This window comes from Sphingobium amiense (genome assembly GCF_003967075.1).
In the GTDB taxonomy this organism is placed as follows: domain Bacteria; phylum Pseudomonadota; class Alphaproteobacteria; order Sphingomonadales; family Sphingomonadaceae; genus Sphingobium; species Sphingobium amiense.
In genome coordinates, this window is the sequence record NZ_AP018664.1 from 1043095 (window position 1) to 1064729 (window position 21635).

The 21635-nt window shown below is 59.0% G+C and carries 18 protein-coding genes; 10 read left to right on the forward strand and 8 right to left on the reverse strand.

Annotated elements, in window-relative coordinates:
• Nucleotides 1-122: 122 nt before the first annotated feature.
• Together SAMIE_RS04905 and SAMIE_RS04910 are read right to left on the reverse strand one after the other, a co-directional pair.
• Nucleotides 123-677: a glycosyltransferase family 9 protein gene (locus SAMIE_RS04905; protein ID WP_066702247.1), complete on the reverse strand. Its 555-nt coding sequence runs from the start codon at nucleotides 675-677 to the stop codon at nucleotides 123-125.
• Complete coding sequence (locus SAMIE_RS04910) at nucleotides 674-2224, reverse strand: glycosyltransferase family 9 protein (protein ID WP_126516750.1); 1551 nt, start codon at nucleotides 2222-2224, stop codon at nucleotides 674-676. The genes SAMIE_RS04905 and SAMIE_RS04910 overlap by 4 nt, the downstream gene beginning before the upstream one ends.
• Before the next feature lie 138 nt (nucleotides 2225-2362).
• On the opposite strand from SAMIE_RS04910, the gene SAMIE_RS04915 reads away from it, so the two are divergent.
• The 6 genes from SAMIE_RS04915 (at nucleotide 2363) to hisN (ending at nucleotide 9872) form a co-directional block, all read left to right on the forward strand.
• Nucleotides 2363-4948, forward strand: coding sequence for a glycosyltransferase (locus tag SAMIE_RS04915; protein ID WP_083952583.1), 2586 nt, complete (start codon nucleotides 2363-2365; stop codon nucleotides 4946-4948).
• Nucleotides 4945-6114, forward strand: a complete 1170-nt coding sequence (locus SAMIE_RS04920; RefSeq protein ID WP_066702242.1) for an AGE family epimerase/isomerase — start codon at nucleotides 4945-4947, stop codon at nucleotides 6112-6114. Before SAMIE_RS04915 ends, SAMIE_RS04920 begins: the two co-directional genes overlap by 4 nt.
• Nucleotide 6115: 1 nt before the next feature.
• Nucleotides 6116-7585: a D-glycero-beta-D-manno-heptose-7-phosphate kinase gene (gene rfaE1 / locus SAMIE_RS04925; protein ID WP_066702241.1), complete on the forward strand. Its 1470-nt coding sequence runs from the start codon at nucleotides 6116-6118 to the stop codon at nucleotides 7583-7585.
• Nucleotides 7586-7614: 29 nt separating this feature from the next.
• Nucleotides 7615-8166, forward strand: coding sequence for a D-glycero-alpha-D-manno-heptose-1,7-bisphosphate 7-phosphatase (locus tag SAMIE_RS04930; protein WP_066702240.1), 552 nt, complete (start codon nucleotides 7615-7617; stop codon nucleotides 8164-8166).
• Nucleotides 8167-8232: 66 nt separating this feature from the next.
• Nucleotides 8233-9012, forward strand: coding sequence for a methyltransferase domain-containing protein (locus SAMIE_RS04935; RefSeq protein WP_083952582.1), 780 nt, complete (start codon nucleotides 8233-8235; stop codon nucleotides 9010-9012).
• Nucleotides 9013-9083: 71 nt separating this feature from the next.
• On the forward strand, nucleotides 9084-9872 hold the full coding sequence (gene hisN, locus SAMIE_RS04940; RefSeq protein ID WP_066702237.1) for a histidinol-phosphatase: 789 nt from the start codon (nucleotides 9084-9086) through the stop codon (nucleotides 9870-9872).
• Between the two features lie 66 nt (nucleotides 9873-9938).
• On the opposite strand, the gene rfbA is transcribed toward hisN, so the two are convergent.
• From rfbA to rfbC, 4 genes are read right to left on the reverse strand one after another with little or no spacing between them, the layout of a single operon-like run.
• Nucleotides 9939-10805 (reverse strand): glucose-1-phosphate thymidylyltransferase RfbA, encoded by an 867-nt coding sequence (rfbA, locus tag SAMIE_RS04945; RefSeq protein ID WP_066702236.1) that lies wholly within the window; start codon nucleotides 10803-10805, stop codon nucleotides 9939-9941.
• Nucleotides 10806-10832: 27 nt separating this feature from the next.
• Nucleotides 10833-11720, reverse strand: coding sequence for a dTDP-4-dehydrorhamnose reductase (gene rfbD / locus SAMIE_RS04950; RefSeq protein ID WP_332004147.1), 888 nt, complete (start codon nucleotides 11718-11720; stop codon nucleotides 10833-10835).
• The gene (gene rfbB, locus SAMIE_RS04955) at nucleotides 11717-12787 is read right to left on the reverse strand and encodes a dTDP-glucose 4,6-dehydratase (RefSeq protein WP_066702224.1); all 1071 of its coding nucleotides are present in this window, start codon (nucleotides 12785-12787) and stop codon (nucleotides 11717-11719) included. Before rfbB ends, rfbD begins: the two co-directional genes overlap by 4 nt.
• Nucleotides 12788-12790: 3 nt before the next feature.
• Complete coding sequence (gene rfbC / locus SAMIE_RS04960) at nucleotides 12791-13357, reverse strand: dTDP-4-dehydrorhamnose 3,5-epimerase (RefSeq protein ID WP_066702222.1); 567 nt, start codon at nucleotides 13355-13357, stop codon at nucleotides 12791-12793.
• Between the two features lie 196 nt (nucleotides 13358-13553).
• On the opposite strand from rfbC, the gene SAMIE_RS04965 reads away from it, so the two are divergent.
• Entirely contained in the window at nucleotides 13554-14780 is a 1227-nt protein-coding gene (locus tag SAMIE_RS04965; RefSeq protein WP_083952581.1) for a glycosyltransferase family 4 protein, read from the forward strand.
• 42 nt (nucleotides 14781-14822) lie between these two features.
• Here the strand turns inward: SAMIE_RS04965 and SAMIE_RS04970 are convergent, their stop codons facing one another.
• Together SAMIE_RS04970 and SAMIE_RS04975 are read right to left on the reverse strand one after the other, a co-directional pair.
• A complete protein-coding gene (locus tag SAMIE_RS04970) occupies nucleotides 14823-15860 on the reverse strand; it encodes a tyrosine-type recombinase/integrase (protein ID WP_066702219.1) in 1038 nt (345 codons plus the stop codon).
• Nucleotides 15861-16418: 558 nt separating this feature from the next.
• A complete protein-coding gene (locus tag SAMIE_RS04975; protein WP_232037375.1) occupies nucleotides 16419-16835 on the reverse strand; it encodes a ribbon-helix-helix domain-containing protein in 417 nt (138 codons plus the stop codon).
• Nucleotides 16836-17410: 575 nt separating this feature from the next.
• On the opposite strand from SAMIE_RS04975, the gene SAMIE_RS04980 reads away from it, so the two are divergent.
• The 3 genes from SAMIE_RS04980 (at nucleotide 17411) to SAMIE_RS04990 (ending at nucleotide 21634) form a co-directional block, all read left to right on the forward strand.
• Nucleotides 17411-17989, forward strand: coding sequence for an RNA polymerase sigma factor (locus SAMIE_RS04980; RefSeq protein ID WP_083952580.1), 579 nt, complete (start codon nucleotides 17411-17413; stop codon nucleotides 17987-17989).
• Nucleotides 17982-18974 (forward strand): FecR family protein, encoded by a 993-nt coding sequence (locus SAMIE_RS04985; RefSeq protein WP_066702213.1) that lies wholly within the window; start codon nucleotides 17982-17984, stop codon nucleotides 18972-18974. The genes SAMIE_RS04980 and SAMIE_RS04985 overlap by 8 nt, the downstream gene beginning before the upstream one ends.
• A 95-nt stretch (nucleotides 18975-19069) precedes the next feature.
• Nucleotides 19070-21634 carry a TonB-dependent receptor gene (locus SAMIE_RS04990; RefSeq protein WP_066702211.1) on the forward strand — a complete coding sequence of 855 codons (2565 nt, stop codon included), beginning with the start codon at nucleotides 19070-19072 and terminating at the stop codon, nucleotides 21632-21634.
• Nucleotide 21635 lies beyond the last annotated feature (1 nt).

The window sequence follows — 21635 nt, forward strand, 5'->3', positions numbered from 1 at the left end:
GCTCGACGGCGCCTAAGCCGTATCGCTCAGGTCAACATGATCCCGCAATCTCGATTTTGTGGCACAGGCAAAAATCATCGCCTCATCGCAAGAGATCCAAATTTGCGATACAGCTATGGTCCTTAAATCCGCTCAGCCATATGCTTCTTGGGCATGTTTCGCTCGCGCGCCATGCCCGCCATGACCGCTTTAGCCACCTCAGCAGGGCCTATTTCGCGCAAGCAAGCCTTGTCATGGTGACATTGAGCAAGCCGATCCAAATGGCAGGGCGAACACCAGATCGCTCTTGAAATGATGGTCACATTCGGCCCGATCGGTCGCCATTCCGCCCGCTGATGCGATCCGCCGAAGACGCATACAGTCGGTATGCCGAGCCGCGCGGCGAGATGGGCAATTCCTGAATTGTTGCCGATGACGCACGAAGCCCTGCCTAGGGCTGCTTCCACGACTGCCCAAGCATAGCGGCCGCAATCGTTAAAGACACGCGCCGCGTCCAGGCTACGGACGATCTCGTCGGCTCGCATAGCCTGGGACTGCGTGCCAATGACACGGATCAGGACCTCGGCGGGCAGGCTTTCAAGAAGCAATTGAATAAGCGCGGAATAGGAGGCGCCAGGCCAGTCGCGGACAAGGCTGTTCGAAAAAGGTGAGACGATGATCTCCAGCGGCTCGCTCACGCCATCACCTCGCGCAACAAGCCGGTCCTTTGCAATCGAATCGCGATCAATTCGATGAGCAGGAGCAGATATTCAGTCTGATGCAGGATGTTGGCGGAACCCTTGCGATACAGTCGGCCCCCGTAGAAGCTGAAAGGCAAGGTCCGTTTCCATCGGTTTGCCCAGATGCGGGCTTCGAAACGCGCACCCCTCGCCCCTACATCAAAAGCAAGATTGGGCACTGTTGGACCGGTTATGATCTCTTGGCGGACCGCCTGTCCATCGAGCGTTATGTCAATGAGAAAGGATGCCGAAGATCGGCCCCGGCCAACCTCCATCAGGGGTTCGAAGATATAGGACCCCTGTGGTAGATCGCGATAAGGACCCCAAATGAGCGCGCCACGCTTGGGTCGGCCGCTGCCATCATAGCCGAGCCGGAAATCATTACGCAGGCAAACCGAAGCGGACCCGAAGTCCCCATGGCTCAACCGATCCTCAAGCGACGTTTCGGGGCCGTGACGATTGAAATCCACAGGTAGGAAGATGTCGAGAAAGGGAAAATCGCTTTGCATTCCCAGACCAGCCTTCACATTTGCCTGAAGGTCCGAAAGCAGAAAGCGTGTGTCAGGGTCCGTACGCAGATCAATAGCCAGATCGTAGCTTTCGGCTACGCTATCTTCGAACAACGCTTTCTTGCCGTGCACGTCGATCACTTCTTCGCTCGCATTGCGCGGAAAGACGTCGAATGCCACGACCCGGTCGACCAAGCCCGAATTGACGGCCATCTCCTCGTTCCACGACCCTACGACCAGCGTTATGTGCGAATGCGGAAACAGGGCGCGAACACGTTCAATCGCCGGCAGGCCCATGATGAAGTCGCCGAGATGATCGAGCTTGAGGAGGAGAATATTAGCGCATCTCCTGGCTTGCGGCGCTTCAACGCGAGTGCGCGGGAGGAAAAAAAAGTCATCTCTTGATGAAGCATTCCCGGCTTCCCCTTCCGGTGTGACCGACCATAGCGGAGCCTCAATCTTTTGCAGGACAGCGACAATGTCGCTCGATCCCATCGGCGGGCGTGCGTCAGACCGACCATAGTCATAACCGCGATCATCGTCACTGACGAGGCGGAGCCGGTAGCTGTTGGGCGGGAGTGCCTCCTCTATCTCCTTAACCAGCGCAGCAGGCGTATAAAGCCGTCGATTCCGCCGGTCCCAAGGGGATGGCAGCATGATCTGGCGATCATAAAGAAACGCGTGGGGCACGGTGACGATCAAATGCCCGTCGAGCGTAGTTGAGGCGAACCATTGCTGGATCGCCTGTCGATAGTTGTCGATCGTTTGCAGGAGGCGGTCGGCAATGACCAGATCGTGCACCTCTCCTTCGACATGATTTGGAGCGGCATCAATCACCAGCTCGGACCCGCGGGTTTGGACAATTGCGCTGACAAGCTCCCGAAGCTCCCGGACCCGCGCACTGTTCCTGGCCGACGAAGCGGCGGAACCTTGATGATGCACTCTGTTCATTCCTGTAATTGCCGTGGGTAGCCCGCCCTGCTTTAGACGCTGCATCGCAGCAGGTCGAGAGCCATGTCGGAAACGTGCGATGGACCTTCTGAACCTGAACAAGTATGGCCTGCGATCACCGGAGCGATCGAGACGGTGCACTCGATATCAGCGTTCGGTGATAAATTGGAAGGCCAGTTGTGAATGCCCGCTTTTAGCCCGGACGGGTTCCCCTCGTCGGAGGATTTATCCTTCCTTTATCGAATTGCACTTGGCCGGGAGCCAGTGTCGGCGGAGGTCGAGGCCGGTCTTTGCAGACCGATGGCCAAGAGCGTCCCCGCATTGTTCCAGAGCGCCGAATTTCGTTCATTGCGGAGCCGCGTAGTCCGTCGTTTGCCGATCGAAGGCGGTTCTTATGATGTCGCACCGGACGAAAGTTTGGCGGGCTGGGCGGCCTATTTCTTCCCCTTGACCATGACCACGCGCGAACAGGTGCGCGGCGCTGGCGATTGGGCGCAACTGTTCGAATTGCTGTTTTGCGACCGGCGGTTCCGCAGGCGGATCGCGCGCGAATGGCGCGGGCTTTCCATGCGGGCCTTTATCGCCGGGTTGAAGGCGCTTCGGAAATCTTCTGCGCATGTAATCGGCGCGGTTGAATCCTGGTCCGGCAGCGACGTCATCGGCTGGGCTGTTGATCGGCGCGATCCTGACAAGCCGCTGCTCGTCGAACTGCATCTGAATGGTCGCTTTATAGCAGCGGCACGTACTGGCACGAGGCCCCACAGGATGGGCGAGGGGTGGGGGGGCAGAGGGCTGGTCGGCTTCCAGATGCGGATAACCCCTGAGGCGTTGGAAGGCCGTAAAGGGCTGGCCGAGGTGCGCGAGGCTTCAACCGGCCTCGTGATTGGCCGCTTTGAAACGCATGACTTCCGTTCGCCACCGCTTGATGCCATTGCTCAAGTCCGCGGTGAACTCACCCGACTTCGGAGCCTGCTGGACAGCATCGAAGGCAAGCTTCCAGGCTTTAATATGGCGCTCGGCTATTCGATCGAGAGTTATGACGATTATTTTCGGGCTTATTATGCGCCGGTGCACCGGGCGATCGCTCCGGGCGCCTCCAGATTGGACATGTGCGTCCTGGTCGATGCGACCCATGCGAGCGCGCGCGAACTGGAGCAAACATTGGTGAGCCTTGCGGGGCAGGAGAGCAGGCCAGCCCAGATCGCTGTAATCTATAGCGGCAATGATCTAAAGCTTGAGTTGGAGATGACGATTGATGTTGCCCGACGTCAGCAGGCAAGCACCGAAATCATAGCGCGTTTGACCGGCACGGGTGGGAAGGCTGACGCCATCAATGCCTTAGTGGCCGCCAACAATGCCGAGCATATGCTGCTGCTACCAGCCGGCTGTTGCCTTACGCCGGACGCGGTGTCGATATTTGCAACCGCCCTCAATAGCGCGACCATGGCCTATTCGGATTCGGATCGACTGGAGGGCGAGCCCTGGTTGATCGGTCCCCGGCATATCGATCCGTCTTTTCGCAGTGTCTTCGATCGCACACTGAACCTTCAGCAGGATCAATGTGGCCCGGTCCTCGCGATCCGCCGCGACCATCTAATGGTTCATTCCATGCGTTCCGCGTTCAACAATGCACTGGGTCTCGATCTGGTGTTGCGCAGCGCGGAAGCGGGCGCGCAGCTGAGGCACATTCCGCGAGTGCTTTATCATTTAAACTCGGCAACGGGAGAACTGAGCTTGGAGGACCGCTTGGCGGTCGTTCGGGACCATCTCGCGCGAGTGGAGCCGCAGGTTGCTGCGTCGCCACTCGAAGATATCTTGAAAGCGCCAACCCAAGCATTGCGCGTTCATTGGCCGGTGGGCAGCGGAACGAAGGCTGCTATCATCATTCCGACACGCGACCGGCTCGACCTGCTCATGCCCTGTCTGGGTAGCATTGAAGCATCGCTGCCGAACAACCAGGTCGAGCTGCAACTCATCATTGTCAACAACCGCAGCGAGGCGCAGGAAACCAAGGATTTTCTCGCGCGGGCCGCACGCATGCCGCAAGTGCAGGTCATTGATCACGACGGTGCCTTCAATTGGGCCGCTATGAACAATCGCGCGGTAGAGGGCATCGACGCCGACGTCTTCATTTTCCTGAACAATGATACGGTTGTGCTGTCGCCCGATTGTTGGGATGAACTGTGCAGTCAGGCATTGCGGAAAGAGGTTGGAGCGGTGGGCGCTCGCCTACTATATGAAGATGGCACCGTCCAACATGCTGGCGTCGTGATGGATGAGTGGCATAGTTTTGCAAGCCATGAAGGGGTCGGTGATGCGTCGACCGATCCCGGTTATCTGGATCGCCATCTGCTGGTTCGGGAAGTTTCTATGGTCACTGGGGCCTGTCTAGCCACGCGATCCGAAATTTTCCGCGAGGCGGGCGGATTCGACGTGGCCACCTTTCCTGTCGAAGGCAATGACACCGACTATTGCTTGCGACTGCGTTCCATGGGCTTGAAAATTCTTTATGACGGTCAGGCCTGTCTCTATCATTTCGAGTCACGGTCACGCGGCTATAATGATGACGAAGCGAAGCAGCGGCGGGCCTTCATTGCTACGCAGGCTTTGCGCGAGCGCTGGGCGAAGCAGTTCGAAAGAGATCCCTATTATAATCCGCACTTCGATCGTCTGGCTCCCGCGTTCAAGCGGTTGCAGGCGCCTCGGCCAGTCAGCTTTCATAACGGACATGTCCTGGCGGCTAACGGAAGGGTAGGCGGCGAGCGATGAGGTCTGAAGACATTGTGAGCGAAGGCGGGCGGTCACAAAGATATCTGGACTGGCAGCTTGAGCGGGAGGATTTGCAAAGCTGGCTATTTGATGACGCGCTGCCCTTTTGGTGGAACTGCGGTGCCAATCGGGACGCGGGCGGCGGTTTCCACGACCGACTTTATTCTGACGGTCGCGCCGAAGAACGGCCAATGCGTCTTCGCGTTCAGGCCCGGCAGGTCTTCGTCTATGCCGAAGCTGGTCGTTTGGGGTGGAACGGTCCTTGGCGCGCGGCAGTGGAGCATGGGCTAAAATCCTTAGGTGCATTCTATCTGCGTCCCGATGGCCTTTACCGGTCGAGTATCGACGCCACCGGCAATGTCGTTTCCGACACGGTGGATATTTATGACCAAAGTTTTGTCCTGCTTTGCCTGGCGTCAGCGTGGCAGGCGCAGGATAAGCCGCTTGCGCTCCGCTCGGCCGCCGAAGACCTGCTGCGTCAATTGCGTCGGCTGCTCGCTCATCCTGTTGCAGGTTTTGAGGAAGCGCGACCGCGTACCTTGCCGTTGCGGGCAAATCCGCACATGCATTTGCTCGAAGCTATGCTGGCGTGGGTCGAACTTGGTGAAGGTGGGCTCTTCCGTGAGGTCGCGCGCGAGATTGTCGATCTCGCCACGAGACATTTTATCGATGCCGGGACTGGCGCGATCGGAGAGTTTTTCGACGGAGACTGGCAAGTATGCGAGGGTGATCTGGGTGCCCTCCGGGAACCGGGCCATCAGTTTGAATGGGCCTACCTTCTCGACCAGGCAGCATCGCTGCTGGGCATGGATCTGGGCGGGGCAGTCCGCCGTCTCTACGCCTTCGGGACGATCCATGGGGTGGCGGACGGGCGTGTGATTGCTGCCGTTGACGCAGAGGGGCGGATCGTCGATAGAAGCTCGCGGCTGTGGCAACAGACCGAGCGGCTTCGTGCGGCACTCACTGTAGGCGCTGCCATAAGTGTTAGGCCAGAGGCGGATGTTCTGGAGAGCATCGCTGCATTTCGTCGATTCCTCCTCCCTGGTTCGCCGGGTCTCTGGCATGATCGGCTGGATGCCGAAGGACGTGCGATTGTGGAAGCCGCGCCGGCGTCTTCGCTTTATCACATCGTCACCGGACTGAGCTATTTGATTGGTAAGAGCTGATATGGACAAACTGCCTGTTTTTGATGCGGTCCGGGTTTTGTGCGTAGGAGATTTGATGCTCGACCGCTTCATTGACGGCGCGGTTGATCGCATTTCTCCCGAAAGTCCCGTGCCCATCATTCGCTCGCAAAAAGCACGTAGCGTTCCGGGAGGCGCAGCCAATGTCGCCAGAAATATTGTCGCGCTCGGAGGGCGTTCCACTCTGGTTGGTGTAGTGGGACGGGACATAGCCGGCGACGAACTGATCGAGTTGGCGGCTGAAGACGAGCGGATGAATCTGCGCGCCATACGCGACGCGGGCCGACCGACTACGGAGAAGACCCGGTTCATCTCCCAGGGTCAGCACCTGCTTCGGGTAGATCGGGAACAGGTTGGTGATCTTGGGCAGGAAATTATCGACCAGGTGCTGGAAACGGTTGTCCGGGAGATGGAGGGGCATCAGGTCGTCGTCCTTTCCGACTATGCCAAGGGCGTGCTGACGGATCAGTTCACCCGTCGAGTGATCGCTGCGGCGACCCATGCAGGAATTCCCGTCGTTGCAGACCCTAAGACAGTGGAACTTGATCGTTTTCAGGGCGCAATGGTCATTACGCCTAATGTGTCGGAGGCGGCGGCCGCGACCGGCATTCGGGCGACCCACGACGATTCGGCCGAACATACCGTCAAGGAAATTTCTCGACGGTTCGGTATCACAGGCGTGCTGCTCACTCGCGCCGAACAAGGGATGAGCCTGCTTTTTGAAGGGAAGGAGATCGTGCACATCCCAGCTAGCGCGCGAGACGTGTTCGACGTCGTTGGCGCGGGCGACACGGTGGTAGCAACGATCGCACTTGCTCTCGGCTCCGGGCTGGACCTCGAAACCAGCGCACGGATCGCCAATACGGCAGGCGGTATCGTCGTGGCCAAGCATGGTACGGCGACCGTCAGCCGCAGCGAGCTGTTGGACGAAATCTCCAGGGAGGGCAGGTCGGGGCTGTCGAGCGCGGTCAAGATACTCGACATCGATGATGTGCGGTCGCGCTGCGAGGAATGGCAGGCGGCAGGGCTGAAGGTGGGCTTTACCAATGGCTGTTTCGATATCTTGCATGCCGGCCACGTGCAACTTCTCCAGTATGCCCGGTCACGATGTGATCGCCTGATTGTGGGACTGAATGACGACCAGTCCGTGGCGCGCCTCAAAGGATCGTCGAGACCCATCAATGCTCTGGCTGACCGGGGCGCGGTGCTGGCGGCGCTTTCCGCAGTCGACGCTGTAACAGCCTTCGCAGAAGATACGCCTTATGATCTGATCGCTACGTTGCTCCCAGACGTGCTCGTCAAAGGCGCCGATTATGAGATCGATCAGATTGTCGGGGCTGACATCGTGATCGCGAACGGCGGCAAGGTGGAGCGTTTCGCGCTTCTGGAAGGTCGCAGTACGACGGGTATTGTTGCGCGTGCGGCCAAAGGCGACAGTGCGGTGCCGGCGTGACGGTTTGCCAGCCGGCAGACGCTGCAGAGATGCCGAAAAAGCGCGCTGTCTTCCTTGACCGGGACGGGACTCTGATCGTTGAGCGTGGTTATTTGAGCGATCCGGCGGGCGTCGAATTGGAACGCTTGGCTGCTCCCTCGCTGGCGCGACTGCAGAAGGCGGGTTGGCTGCTTGTACTGGTGACGAATCAATCGGGGATTGCTCGCGGCTATTTCAGCGAACAGCAGGCTCATCGGGTGAACGAAGCTGTTGCGACGCTGCTTGCAGCGCAGGGCATCATGATCGACGGAGTCTATATTTGCCCACATGGGCCGGGTGATGGCTGCGAATGTCGCAAACCGGCGCCAGGTCTGCTGCTGAATGCCTCGCGCGACCTCAACATCGATCTCGTCCACTCCTTCATGATCGGCGACAAGCGGAGCGATCTCGAAGCCGCATGTGGAGCAGGGGCGAAGGGCATGCTGGTGACGACAGGCTATGGAGAAACAGATCGGGACTGGGCCGCTGTGTCGGGTTATCCGGTCGTAGAGACACTGGCCGATGCTGCCGATCTGATCCTTGGTTTGGGGCGGCTGCGTTAGGCGAGGGGTTGTCGTGCCGCCAGCGCCTTACTTCTCAACTGGCACCTTTGAGGCTACGGATTTGGAATGCGACAAAAACATATATTGCTCGGATTGAATCTGGACGGCCTGGGGCTGGAGATTGGCGGCGGATATAACCCGCTGACCCAAGGACCGAATGTGCGTCACCTCGACCAAGCGGATCAGGAGACGCTTCGCCAAAAATTCGCTGTCGAGGGCGCAGATCCAGCAAAAGTTCCGTATATCGATTATGTCTGGAACGGAACGAGCTACCCTGAACTGGTGGGCGAAGATCGTTTCGACTGGATCGTAGCCTCGCACGTCATCGAGCATATGCCGTGCTTGGTCACATTTCTTCAGCAGTGCTTCACCATCTTGAAGCCGGGCGGCATCCTTTCGCTGGCGGTGCCCGACAAGCGCTATTGTTTCGATCATTACCGGCCTTCGAGTGGATTGGCTCGTGTGATTGATACGCATCTCAACGGGACCAATCGGCCGAGCCCGGGCGCACTGGCAGAGATGATTCTTAACGCTTCCGCGGTTAATGGAAACATCTGTTGGAACGCCGGAAGCATTGGCGCGGCTGAACTGCTTCATAACTCTCAGGATGCACTCGCCGCCTTGCAGGCTTCTGCTGCCGGCGAATATCGCGACACGCACGTATGGGCCTTCACTCCCAATGGTTTTCGGTTGTTGATCCATGATCTTCACGCTTTGGGTCTGAGCGCTTTGCGGGAGGTGCGTTTCACGCCGAGCGTCGAAGGGGAGTTCTACATTCAACTCGGAACAGAACATTGTCCGGTATTGGAGCGGGTGGAACTGGCGCGGGCCGCATTGGCGGATTAGGGCCAAAGATATTTGGCTGGTGACGCTGTGGCCGGGGCATATGAAAGGCTAGGTCACACTTGAGAGCTTCTATGATCATCTTTCCCGATATCGACTTCCTGCACAGCCTGGCTGATGTGGCCGATCTGGAAACAATGACTCGTTTCAGGACCGCCATGAAGGCCGAAGCGAAGGGGAGCGTTGGCGATGCGTTCGACCCTGTAACGGAGGCGGACCGGGCGGCTGAGGCAGCAATGCGGGAAATGATCGCGGCAACTTTCCCCGATCATGCCATTTTGGGCGAGGAGTTCGGCACTTCCGGGGAAAGCAGCTTTAAGTGGGTTCTCGATCCCATAGATGGCACGCGACCCTTCATATCCGGAATAGCATCCTGGGGAACGCTTATCGGGTTCGTCGAAGGCGAAACCGCAAGGCTTGGCATGATGAGCCAGCCCTTCACCGGAGAAAGATTCTGGGCATCGCCGGCCGGTGCATGGCGAGAATGCCAAGGCGAGCGTTTCGCAATGCACACGCGCCAGACTGTCGACATCGCCGAGGCCATTTTGCACACGACCTCGCCCGATTATTTCGACGCAAGATCGAGGCCGGCTTTTGATCGGTTGGCATCGGCCGTTCGGATGACGCGTTATGGCGGCGAATGCTATGCGGTCGCCATGCTGGCTGCGGGATTTATAGACCTCAATTTTGAACCCGAGCTAGAGCCTCATGACGTTGTGGCGCTGATCCCGATTGTCGAGCAGGCGGGCGGCATTATCACCACGCTAGCGGGAAGCCCGGCAGAGAAGGGCGGTGCCGTTCTCGCTTCGGCCAATCCTGCGTTGCACGAGCAAGCGCTCAGGATATTGAACCACCCGCAATAGCCGCAGACCAAGGTGCGTCTAATGCAGGCGATGCAAGAAACAAACTGAAAGCCTCAGCCTGGCCCTTTACATTTGTGCTATTTGGGAAAGGTAGCGACCATATGCGCTTTTGCCCAGGCGCGCGATGATTTTATCCAACCCGGCGGCGTCGATAAAACCCTGATGATAGGCAATCTCGTCAGGACTGCAAATCTTGAAGCCTTGCCGCTTTTCCAGCGTGCTGACGAATTCGGAAGCCTCCAGCAGACTATCAGGCGTCCCGGTGTCGAGCCAGGCATAACCACGGCCCATCAATTCGACGTTAAGTGCACCTTGGGTGAGATAATGTAGATTGACATCGGTGATCTCCAGTTCGCCCCGTGGCGACGGTTCAAGATTGGAAGCGATGTCGACGACTTTCTCATCGTAAAAATAGAGTCCGGTGACAGCCCAATTGGACTTGGGCTTTTCCGGCTTCTCTTCGATGCTCAGCACTTTCATCGATCGATCAAATTCTACCACGCCATAGCGTTCGGGATCGGCCACATGATAAGCGAAGACGGACGCCCCCTCGGTTCGTGAACGGGCCTTAGCCAAAAGTTCCGGCAAGCCATGACCGAAGAAGATGTTGTCACCCAAGACAAGGCAGGATGGACCGCCTGCTAGAAAGTCGGCGCCGATGATGAAAGCTTGGGCCAGGCCATCGGGGCTCGGCTGCACGGCATATTCGATGTTCATTCCCCATTGTGCCCCGTCGCCGATCAGCTTCTGAAATTGCGCCAGGTCATGGGGTGTTGAGATGATCAGCACTTCGCGTATGCCCGCCAGCATCAACGTGCTGAGCGGGTAGTAGATCATCGGCTTGTCGTAGACCGGGATGAGTTGCTTCGATAAGGCCTGCGTGATCGGGTAAAGGCGAGTGCCGCTTCCGCCGGCCAGGATGATGCCCTTCATATTATCTCCAACTGTTCGGATTGGCGCTCAGACCAGCAGTCTCTGGACCACCCGGGGGAGAGATTCTCGCCATTCCGGGGTGACGATGCTGAAATTGCGGCGCAACTTGTCATTGTCCAAGCGCGAGTTGGCCGGACGGCGTGCAGGTGTCGGATATTCGCTGGTCGCGATCCGGTTGATTTTGGCTTGCGGGCCGCCCAACGTCGCTGATATCTCAAAGATCGTTTCGGCGAAATGCGCCCAGTCGGTATAACCTGTGCCACTGAGATGAAACGTCCCGCGCTTCTGCATATCATCGGGACGCGCAAGCATCTGACGGGCCACCCCAATAACAGCGTCCGCGATATCAAGCGCGTTGGTGGGCGCGCCAAGCTGGTCGCCAACGACGTTTAGCTCCTCGCGATCACCTGCGAGGCGCAACATCGTCTTCACGAAATTGGCGCCGAATGGGCTATAGACCCAGGCGGTACGCAAAATGATATGATTGGCAGTCGCTTGCCGAACTGCGTGCTCGCCAGCGAGCTTGGATAGGCCATATACGCCCAGCGGGTTGACGGCATCCTCCTCTCGGTAGGGTTCGTCCTTAAACCCGTCGAAGACATAGTCTGTGGATATGTGGATGAGGGGTACCCCCAATTCCTTCGCTGTGGCAGCCAAGAGACCGGGCGCCACACCATTCACCGTCATGGCCACATCCTGTTCGCTTTCCGCCCGATCCACGGCGGTATAGGCGGCGGCGGACACAATGACATCTGGTCGGGCCGACTTGAGCGCAGGATCAATGGTTCCAGTATCCTGAAGGTCGAGTTCCGGGCGACCTAGGGGGACAATGCTGACATCAGTAATATTATTGGCGCGCTCGATCAGCGATTGCACCACTTGCCCATGCAACCCCGTAACCGCCATGCGCATCATTGCGCGGCCTCGACGGCTACCGGTTTGATCGTTCCCAGTCGCTCTCCATCATAACGTTCGCGTAGCGGTCCCCACCACCATTCATTCGCCAGATACCATTCTACCGTTCGGCGAATGCCGCTGTCGAAATTTTCGCGGGCCTTCCAGCCAAGTTCGCTTTCAAGCTTGGTCGCGTCGATCGCGTAACGGGCATCGTGACCGGGCCGGTCGGTGACGAAGCTGATCAGGTCGGCATAAGGCGTTTCACCCGGCGCAAGATCGTCGAGAATGCTACAGATCGTCCGCACGACGTCAATGTTGCGTCGTTCATTACGTCCACCCACATTGTAGGTCTGGCCTGGCGCGCCCTTCTCCGCGATGAGGTCCAGTGCGCGGGCGTGGTCCTCCACGAAAAGCCAGTCACGGATATTCTCGCCTTTGCCATATACCGGCAGCGGACGGCGGCTGAGGGCATTGAGGATCGTGAGCGGAATGAGCTTTTCAGGGAAGTGATACGGCCCATAATTATTCGAGCAGTTCGAGACCACGACTGGCAGGCCGTATGTCCGTTCCCAAGCCTTGGCCAAATGATCCGAAGACGCTTTGGATGCCGAATAGGGGGAGCTTGGGTCGTAGGGGGTGGTTTCCTCGAACAAGCCATCCTCTCCTAGCGAGCCGTAAACCTCGTCGGTGGAGACGTGAAGGAAACGAAAAGCCGATCGCTGCGGCTCGGGAAGGCTGTTCCAGTAAGCCCTGGTGCCCTCTAGCAGGGTGAACGTGCCAATGACGTTGGTTTGAACAAAATCGGCCGCGCCGGTGATCGATCGATCGACATGGCTTTCGGCGGCCAAGTGCATGATGCGATCAGGCCGGAAGTTGGCAATGGCATTCTGGACCGCGCTCGCATCGCAGATATCGGCATGAAAGAACTGGTAAAGTGGGCTGGCTTCGACATCGCGCAGCGATGGCAGATACCCCGCATAGGTCAGCTTGTCGAAATTCAAGACCTCATAGCCGCACTCGATCACGAGATGGCGCACGACGGCGGAGCCAATGAACCCGGCTCCTCCGGTTACAATGACGCGCATGGATTAGCAGGCTCCATAAGAGAAATAGGGGGGCAGTTCTGCAAGCGTCGGCTGGACTTTGTCCTTGGCGGAAAGAAGTTCGGGATTGGCGACCGATGGCCATTCGATGCCCACAGCTGGGTCGTCCCATGCCATGCCCTTGTCATTTTCCACGCTGTAATAGGCGGTCACCTTGTAGCAGAGAATCGTGTTCGGCTGGATAGTGCAAAAACCATGTGCGAACCCCGGCGGCACCCAAAGCTGGTTGCCGCGTTCAGCCGTTAATTCCACAGCCATCCAATGGCCGTAAGCGGGAGAGCCACGGCGAATGTCCACAATCACATCAACGAGCGCCCCGGAAAGGCAGCGAACTAGCTTGCCCTGGGCAAAAGGCGCGGTCTGGAAATGCAAGCCGCGGACCGTTCCCGATGATGCACTAAGCGATTGATTCTCCTGTATTAAATCGAAATCCCCGATATTTTCAGAGAACCAGTCCTTACGGAATATCTCAGAAAAATAGCCGCGATGGTCTCCGAATTTTTTGGGTTCGAAGTGGACGACGTCTGGAAGTTCAAATCGTTCAATCAACACGTGAGGCTCTCTTCTCTGCGCCAAGGGCAAAACGGATAGCGGTCGAAGACACATGACGCTACATCTTATTGCAGTGCAGCGGCGTAAATCATGTGTGGTCGGGTGGCTTGCGGATGGACAGTGTTGTCTGCATCGTCCATCTTTGAACTCGCGCACAGGCGCTTAACCCAGCTTTGGAATTGACGGGCACGCTTGAATGAAGGTGATGGTTGACGGGTACAATATTGCGCTTTCGCGCGGCACGGGCGTCGCAACTTATGGTAGGGTGTTTTTAAAGGCGGCTCACGCTTTGGGGCACGAGACCCACCTTCTTTTCGGTGAGGAAGATGACGGCAGCAAAAATATGCTGACTAGGCGGGCGGGCAGGGTCCTTGATTTCGCTACAGCCCCCTTTGGATTTAAGGCTCATAGAGTCGATGTTTCAGATTTCTCCCAGAGCCGAGATATAGCCTGCCCTCCCACTGATGCCATTTGGAACCGCCCGCGACTGTTTCGTGCGGCGAAGCGGGCTTTTCGACAGACTGGGACCTTCGTGCCTGTTCATGTTCCTGGCGTGGACATTGCTCATTGGACCTATCCGTTACCATTATTCGTTCCGGGTGCGAAGAATATCTACACGATCCATGATATCGTGCCTCTGAAATTTCCATGGATGATAAAGAATGGTGTAGAGGAATATCGTCGCATCTGTAACGGCATTTCGCAGCGCGCGGATCATATCTTAACAGTATCGAATTGTTCGCGTGAGGATATAATTGCTGAATTTAATATCAGTGGAGAAAAGGTAACAAATACTTATCAAGCTTTCGATCTGGATGGATTGGCCGAATGCTCCGGCATTCCCGAGGGCGATTTTATCGGGCGACAAGGTCTGCCGGATAAAGGATATTTTCTGTTTTTCGGCGCGATCGAGCCGAAAAAGAATGTAGGCCGCCTGCTTGATGCCTTTGAGGGGAGTGGCGTCAAAACGCCTTTGGTCGTGGTCGCAGCTGGCGGTTGGTCATGCGAGGCGGAACAGAAAAGGCTCGCAGAACTGGCGCAGATGCCGGGAGGGCGTGTGCGGCTTTTGCAATATCTGTCACGCCGCGATCTTGTAGAATTGATACGGCATGCGAAGGCAACGATCTTTCCCAGCCTCTACGAAGGTTTTGGCCTACCTGTTTTGGAATCTATGGCGCTGGGCACGGCGGTCATAGTCTCTCACACATCGGCATTACCGGAGGTGGCGGGAGAGGCTGGGTGGTTGGTTGATCCCCATTCAGTCGAATCAATTCGGCAAGCAATTTGCGCTGTCGATACTGAGGATGCAAAACGTGTTCAATTGGAGCGCAAAGGATTGGAGCAGGCTTTGCTTTTCTCTAACGAGGCGTACCATCAGCGATTGGCGGAAGTTTTCGGCAGTTTGTTCTCGCAGTCCAGATAGTCACGCCTTTGGCAGCCCTTTGTTTCTCCCTATTGATAGCCTTCATTCGAGTTTGTTTATCGCCTCTCGCATGTGATCCACGCCGACGCTCGCGTAGCGTTGAACCATGCGGAGCGATTTCCAGCCGCCCATGTACATGATGGTGATGAGGTCGATGCCGGCCATCACGCAGTGCGATGCCCAATGGTGGCGCCAGTCATGAATGGTGAAGTCGTCGATCCCGGCCCGTTTGCAGGCCGTCTTGTGCTGGCTCTTCAGGGGGTTACCCCCAGAAATGGGGGGAAGCCGGGTGTCCTGATAAGGTTCGCCGAAGCGGTTGAGGAAGACATGGCCTTTCATGGGGCGCCCGCGCTTCTCCCACATCGGGAGCAGCGCCTGCCTGACGCGAGCATGCATTGGAACCGACTGGATCACCGCATTTTTCGTATGATTGAGCCGGATTGCTTCCCGTTCCATATCGACGCCGTTCACGCCCCAAGCCATCTGCAGGGCGGTTTGGACGCGCGGGCCGTGAAAGGCCAGCATGGTGATGATCGGTTGGACATGCGGCGTGTAGGACGCGATCAGCCGGTCGCGGTCTTCCTTCGTCAGGAAGCGCACCCGCTCATTGTCGAACGGGATCGCCTTGATCCTGAGCGGTGGAAGGTCATGCAGTTCGCGATAGACGTTGACGGCCGCCTGGAACACGGCCCTGTACCGATCCTGGCCGGCGGGTTCGTGACCGGTCAGATTGGCTAGCCGAAATTGCTCCCATGCCTGTTTCGGTTCCTGCAGCGACAGGTCGCCGATCTGGGCGTTGAGCTTGCCGATGCGCAATATGTCGGCAGGACAGGGCGGCTTGGCCTTTGACAGATAGCTGGCGAAGGCGTCGGCGATGCTCCCTTGCGCGACGATTGCGGAGGGGCCGAACATCAGCTGATGGCGCAGCTTGGTCTCATATTCCGTCATCAGGTGCGACGCAGCATCTGCGTCACTCGTTCCTGAACTGAACTCTTTGACGTCGATCCGCTTGTCGCCGAGCGCGACTGAGCCTCGGATATAGTAAATGCCGTTCTTCCCACGGCGACGGACGGACAGCATGTGATCTTTTCCAATAGCATCTGATATTGTGCCTCCGTCGCGCGCATCTTTCCGCACGCATGGACGTAGGGCACGCCATATTTGTCGAAGGTACGCCGCATCCATTTCGCAGGCTCGGTGCTGGTCATGCTGAGCCGCGACAGGATGTCGCGCGGGGTTAGGAGGGATTCGTGGTGACTGGCAGTAAGCGAGCGAGGCGGCACCCGTGCTTCATCGGAATGGGAGATGGTGGCGCGTGCGCCAACCACGGGCTTGGCAGATCGCTGTGGGGTAGCCGCGCGACGTTCAAATGATGCTGTCGGCGTGTCACCAGCCATTGGCGTCCCATGCGGCGCTGCCGCGTCGGCTAGGCTGGGTGCCGTCGTTGGGCGACTTCTTGTGGGCATGTGGATGCAAACCCTTAGCTGCCGCCGCCTGTATAGCTCCGCCGATAGTTGACTGGAGCGCCGCGCCGTTCGGTGCGCGACCCGGGCATCCGTTCGGAAACGCGCAGGGCGATCGGCTCGAGCATATTGGGGTTCGGAAGCTCCGCGGTCTTAAATGGTCTATGTTCGCGACTCATTGCAAACTCCTCGGCTTCCGGGTTGTGGGATCGTCGGTGGCCGGCGCAGCATTGCCACCGAACCCGTCATCAGTTTCGTCGATCAGCTGAGCAAAGAGCTTGGCGCCTGCGGCCTGGGCAACCTTTTTGACTGGGTTCCATGGCACCGGTGACGAGTTGGTGCAGGACCATCTGTGCCAGCACCTCCTGAGCGGTCCCTGATTGCGCCGCATCCAGTCAGTGTTGCGCTTGATACGGGTAAGGCGAATGCCGATGGCCTCGTCGTTTTTTGCCTGCCGCAGGTTGAACCAGGCGTGGAGTGCCTCGACCAGGACTTCCGACCGTGCCCGGCCCGAGCTCGTCGCCAGATGCTCGAGCCGCCTGTTCATCTCCTTGGGCAGGAACAGTTGATGCCGGGTCTTGTAGCTCTTCATGGGGCGTTGCCCTGTTGATGATGGTGTCGGTGGTAGCGGATCGGCTCGGGTGCAAGGGGGACACAGAAGCTATCCGCTGCCATGAAAGATTATCGCTGTCCGGCTACCTCCAAGGAAATGGTGCAGATCGGCTCAAATCGGCCCATCTGAGTCACATACCACTTATGATGGGACCGCTGGGACCCCGCCGATACTCTAGGTGATCGGTCGGTCTTCGCGCGTTAACCTTGAGAGGGTCAGAGGTGCCTATTTCAACCATGGCCGACGCGGACAAAGTGGAACGGCGTCAACTTCGATCCTCCTCTAACATATTGCATCGGCTTGACATTACGATAATGTGACAGGGCGTTTCCGTGGGGAAGCGCCGAGGTTTGAGCCCCTCGCTTGGGAAGGAGAGACTCGTCGCAGATGCGGCCGGGTGGCCGATGCTATGTCCAAGCCATTCGTGGCCAAAGGCATCGGCACGCGTTCTCAAGCGCGGCTCAACGCCCGGCTTATGCCGGCGCACCCTCGTCAATCGCGAGGGAGCGGCGGATGGGATCGGAAGCCAGGACAAATGCCGAGAGCAGGCCGTGATGTGGCCCGCATCGGAAATATCGCACCAGCCTCTGGATGAAGGCGATCCCTTGCCACCCGGTCATGATCGGGTGGCGGTGCAGCCTGATCCGCTGGACAGTCTGTATCGGGAAGAGCGACCGTCGCTGCTGCGTTTCCTCTCCCGATTGACTGGGCAGGATAGAGCGGAAGATATCGTGCAGCAGGTTTTCAGCCGTATGGTCGGCAAGCCGATTAGTGCAAGTGCGCCCATCCAGGCGCCACGGGCCTATCTGCGCCATGCCGCGCGCAATGTGCTGCGAGACGAAGCCAGAAGTGCGGGACGTAGGTGCGAGCATCATCATGTTCCGATCGAGGATCTGTCCTTGGCGAGCGGCGATCCCGTGGCCGCACTGGAGGCCCGCGACCGGCTGGCCCGCATCGAAGAGGCCGTGCTGCGGCTCAAGCCACTGACCCGCGAGATATTCCTCGCTTGCCGTCTCGATGGCTATAGCTATGCCGAGATTGCGGAGCGGACCGGTTTGAGCGTGAGAGGGGTCGAGAAGCAGATGAGTAGGGCGATCAAGCAGCTTGGACGGCATTTGCGGGCGCATGACTGAGCCTGAGGGGATGCCGATTCCCCCATCCATCCATGACGCTGCCGAAGACTGGCTGGCGCGTCTCGCTGGACATTCCGATCCGGCAACCGAGCGCGCGTTCACGACCTGGCTCGATGCCGATCCGCGTCATCTCATCGCCTATGACCGGATCAAGCGCGACTGGCAGCTTGGAACGCTTCTGGGCGAGCGCCCTGTCGGGCAGACCCGGTCGCTTGGCCGCGCGCCCTTCTGGATGCGGCAAAAGACGCATATCGCTGCCGCCACTCTTGGCGCGGCGGCGTTGCTGGGCGTGGTGACGGTCAGTCTTGTCCGGCCCGGCGGGCCATTGGCCATTTCCACGACGGCGCAGGCCGCGATCTATGAGACTGGGGTGGGCGAGATCCGCACCGTCGGGCTTTCGGACGGATCGACCGTCATCCTCGACACGGCCACAAGCCTTCGCGTGCAATTGTCGGGCGGCGACCGGCGGCTCGATCTCGAGCGGGGACGAGCGCGGTTCCGTGTCGCGGCAGACCGGAAGCGCCCGTTCCGTGTGCAGGTGGCCGGCGGTGAGATCATAGCTCATGGCACGATGTTCGACGTAAACATGATCGGCGAGAAACCGGTGGTGACCGTTCTGGATGGATCGGTGGACCTGCGCGGTTTGGATGGGGCGTCCGATCAGGCGAGAACGCTCCCGATGGGCAAGAGCATGACGCTGGACGCCTCGATGGCGGAGCGTGTGGCCTCTCCGGCTGAAGCGCGCTGGGTGTCGGGCATGCTGGCGCTCGACGGAACGCCGCTTGCCGAGGCGGTGGCGGCGATCAACCGCTATAATAAGGTGCAGGTCCGTCTGGCGGAGCCCTTTGCCCTGCCGGTGCGTGTGACGGGCGGTTTCCGGGTCCGCGATCCAGAAGCATTCGCCCGCGCTGTCGCGACAAGCTTCCATTTGAAGGTCGAGCGGCCCGACAGCGATACAATCCTGCTGGTTGCTCCGGCGAAATAGGTAAACATAGCCCCGTAAAAAATCTGTCGGGTGTTTTCGCGAACCGGCGTCTCCCCATTGTCCCGCTTGAATGGCGGCACGGGGGAGAAGGTCCAATGTCTCGGTTTTCAGTCACCGCATATTATCTGTCCGGCAGCATCGCTGCCGCCATGTTGGTAGCCAGCGCGCCGATCGCGCTCGCCCAGCAAGCTGCCAAAATGGCGATCACGCTGCCTGCCCAGCCGCTCGGCGCATCGGTTCGTGAACTGTCCCTGCGATCGGGTCAGACGATCCTTGTCGATGCCAGCCTTGTCGAGGGGATGAACGGCCCCGCGATCCACGGCGTATATACGGTCGAAGGCGCGCTCGACCGACTGCTCGCCGGAACCGGCCTTTCCTGGACCCGGCTCGAAGGCAGCATCGTCATCCGAAAGGAGAGTCTGTCCCGGCAGGAGAGGGATGGGGGCGTTGGCATCGTGGTCACCGGCAGCCGCATTCGCGGCGCGCCGGTCCCGTCGCCGGTCATGGTTCTCGACAACCGGGCGATAAGAGACACCGGTCTCGCCGATCTGGGCGACGTCGCCCGCAGCCTGCCGCAAAGCTTTGGTGGCGGGCAGAATCCCGGCGTCGGCTTCAACGTGCCCTCGAGCACCGGCGGCAATGTCGGCGGCGGGTCGTCGGTCAATCTGCGTGGCTTGGGCAGCGATGCAACGCTCACCGTGCTGAACGGTCGCCGTGTGCCCTATGACTCGGCCCGGCAGGGCGTCGATATTTCCGCCATCCCGCTTGCCGCCGTCGATCGCATAGAGGTGGTGGCAGACGGCGCATCGGCTATCTACGGGTCGGACGCGGTCGGCGGCGTGGTCAATGTGATCCTCAGACGCGACTATGACGGCGTTGAAACCCGCGCCCGTATCGGCGGGTCACCCGATGGCGGCAATTTCCAGCAGCAATATGGCGTGCTGGCCGGCAGCCGCTGGAACGGCGGCGGCGGTTTCCTGACCTATGAATATGGCCGGAACACTGCGCTCATGACTAACCAGCGCAAATATGGCCGGATCAGGCCGGACCTGACCCTGCTGCCGGCCAGTCGTCGCCATGCGGTGGCGGGAAGCATCCATCAGGACATCAGTGACAATCTGACCATCGAACTGGACGGCCTCTACAACCAGCGGACCGGTGAATTTTCCTATCCCACGAGCGGAGCCGCCAATCTGTCGGTCAGCCGGATCACCCAGAGCTTTGACAGCTATACGCTGGCCTTTTCGGGAGCGGCGCGGCTCTCGCTCGGGCAGTGGCAGCTCAGCCTGTCGGGTAGTTTCGGCAAGGGGCGCACTTATTTTCAGGGTGATACCTTCTTAAACGATCGGTTTTTGAGCCGGGCCTTTGGGCGCTATAATAACCGGACGATCACCGGCGAGATCGCGGGTGACGGCCCCTTGTTCGCCTTGCCAGGCGGGGACGCCAAGCTGGCCATAGGGGCCGGTATCCGGGCGAATGACTTCGCAATCTTCAGGGGCGTGGGCAATATCAACAACGCCAGGCCGTCGCAGGACAGCGTCTATGCCTTTGGCGAGGCCAGCTTCCCGCTCATTGGGCCCGCGCAGGCCTTGCCGCTGATGCGCAGCCTCAGTCTCAGCGCCGCGCTTCGCTATGAGCGCTATCGCGGCCTTGCCGATGTCGTGACACCCAAATTCGGCATGATCTACGCGCCGGCTGATTTCCTCGACATCAAGGCGAGCTGGGGCCGATCCTTCCGGGCGCCAAGCTTCATCCAGCTTTATTCGATCGAACAGGCGATCCTATATCCAATCACGACATTCGGGGGGAAGGGCTATCCCGGCGGGACCACCGCATTGCTGATCGCCGGGGGCAATAGCGACCTCAAGCCGGAAAAGGCGCGCAGCTGGTCGGCCACCATGGCGCTGCGTCCGCCCGCCCTTCCGGGCGCGTCCTTCGAGCTCAGCTATTTCCAAACCCGCTATGTCGACCGCATCGTGAACCCGATCCCGACGTCAGCGCTGGCGCTCGTCAATCCGATCTACGCCAGGCAGATCACCTACGCGCCGACGCCCGAGCAGCTTGCAGCGGCGATCGCCCATGCGAGCCAGTTTCTGAACGGGGCGGGCGTGCCCTGTGATCCGGCAAAGGTCGCCGCGATCATCAATCGCGCCAATATCAATGCCGGGCGTCAGACTGTCAGGGGCATCGATGCCCAGCTTGCCTACAGGACCGGCCTTGCCGATGGGAACATCGAGATGTCGGCCAATCTCACCTATCTCGACAGCGAGCAGCAGCTTCTGGCGGACGGTCCGGTCGAGCAACTGGCGGGACGATTGTTCAACCCGCCGCACTGGCGCGGCAGGGGCATGATCGGCTGGAGCAAGGGCGGCTTCCGCACCGCGGCCACGCTCAGCACGATCGGCGGCGTCAAGGATGTGCGCTCCACGCCGGCTCTGCACATTGACGGCATGACGACGATCGATATCAGCGCCCGTTATCGCTTTGGCGAGGAAGCGGGGCTGTTGCGCGGCGTCGAGCTTGGCCTTTCGGTCCAGAATATTCTCAATGCCTTGCCTTCGGTTGTCGCGACTAGCCTCTATTATGACACGCCCTATGACTCGACCAGTTATTCAGCGGTCGGCCGCTTCATCGCGCTCGAACTGGTCAAGAAATGGTGAG

Bases quoted from the DNA above. Each gene is read 5' to 3' on its own strand.
- SAMIE_RS04910 (WP_126516750.1), bottom strand. From the start codon at position 2,224: ATGCAGCGTCTAAAGCAGGGCGGGCTACCCACGGCAATTACAGGAATG.
- SAMIE_RS04915 (WP_083952583.1), top strand. From the start codon at position 2,363: ATGCCCGCTTTTAGCCCGGACGGGTTCCCCTCGTCGGAGGATTTATCC.
- SAMIE_RS04920 (WP_066702242.1), top strand. From the start codon at position 4,945: ATGAGGTCTGAAGACATTGTGAGCGAAGGCGGGCGGTCACAAAGATAT.
- rfaE1 (WP_066702241.1), top strand. From the start codon at position 6,116: ATGGACAAACTGCCTGTTTTTGATGCGGTCCGGGTTTTGTGCGTAGGA.
- SAMIE_RS04930 (WP_066702240.1), top strand. From the start codon at position 7,615: ATGCCGAAAAAGCGCGCTGTCTTCCTTGACCGGGACGGGACTCTGATC.
- SAMIE_RS04935 (WP_083952582.1), top strand. From the start codon at position 8,233: ATGCGACAAAAACATATATTGCTCGGATTGAATCTGGACGGCCTGGGG.
- hisN (WP_066702237.1), top strand. From the start codon at position 9,084: ATGATCATCTTTCCCGATATCGACTTCCTGCACAGCCTGGCTGATGTG.
- rfbA (WP_066702236.1), bottom strand. From the start codon at position 10,805: ATGAAGGGCATCATCCTGGCCGGCGGAAGCGGCACTCGCCTTTACCCG.
- rfbD (WP_332004147.1), bottom strand. From the start codon at position 11,720: ATGATGCGCATGGCGGTTACGGGGTTGCATGGGCAAGTGGTGCAATCG.
- rfbB (WP_066702224.1), bottom strand. From the start codon at position 12,787: ATGCGCGTCATTGTAACCGGAGGAGCCGGGTTCATTGGCTCCGCCGTC.
- SAMIE_RS04965 (WP_083952581.1), top strand. From the start codon at position 13,554: ATGAAGGTGATGGTTGACGGGTACAATATTGCGCTTTCGCGCGGCACG.
- SAMIE_RS04970 (WP_066702219.1), bottom strand. From the start codon at position 15,860: ATGCTGTCCGTCCGTCGCCGTGGGAAGAACGGCATTTACTATATCCGA.
- SAMIE_RS04975 (WP_232037375.1), bottom strand. From the start codon at position 16,835: ATGAAGAGCTACAAGACCCGGCATCAACTGTTCCTGCCCAAGGAGATG.
- SAMIE_RS04980 (WP_083952580.1), top strand. From the start codon at position 17,411: ATGTGGCCCGCATCGGAAATATCGCACCAGCCTCTGGATGAAGGCGAT.
- SAMIE_RS04985 (WP_066702213.1), top strand. From the start codon at position 17,982: ATGACTGAGCCTGAGGGGATGCCGATTCCCCCATCCATCCATGACGCT.
- SAMIE_RS04990 (WP_066702211.1), top strand. From the start codon at position 19,070: ATGTCTCGGTTTTCAGTCACCGCATATTATCTGTCCGGCAGCATCGCT.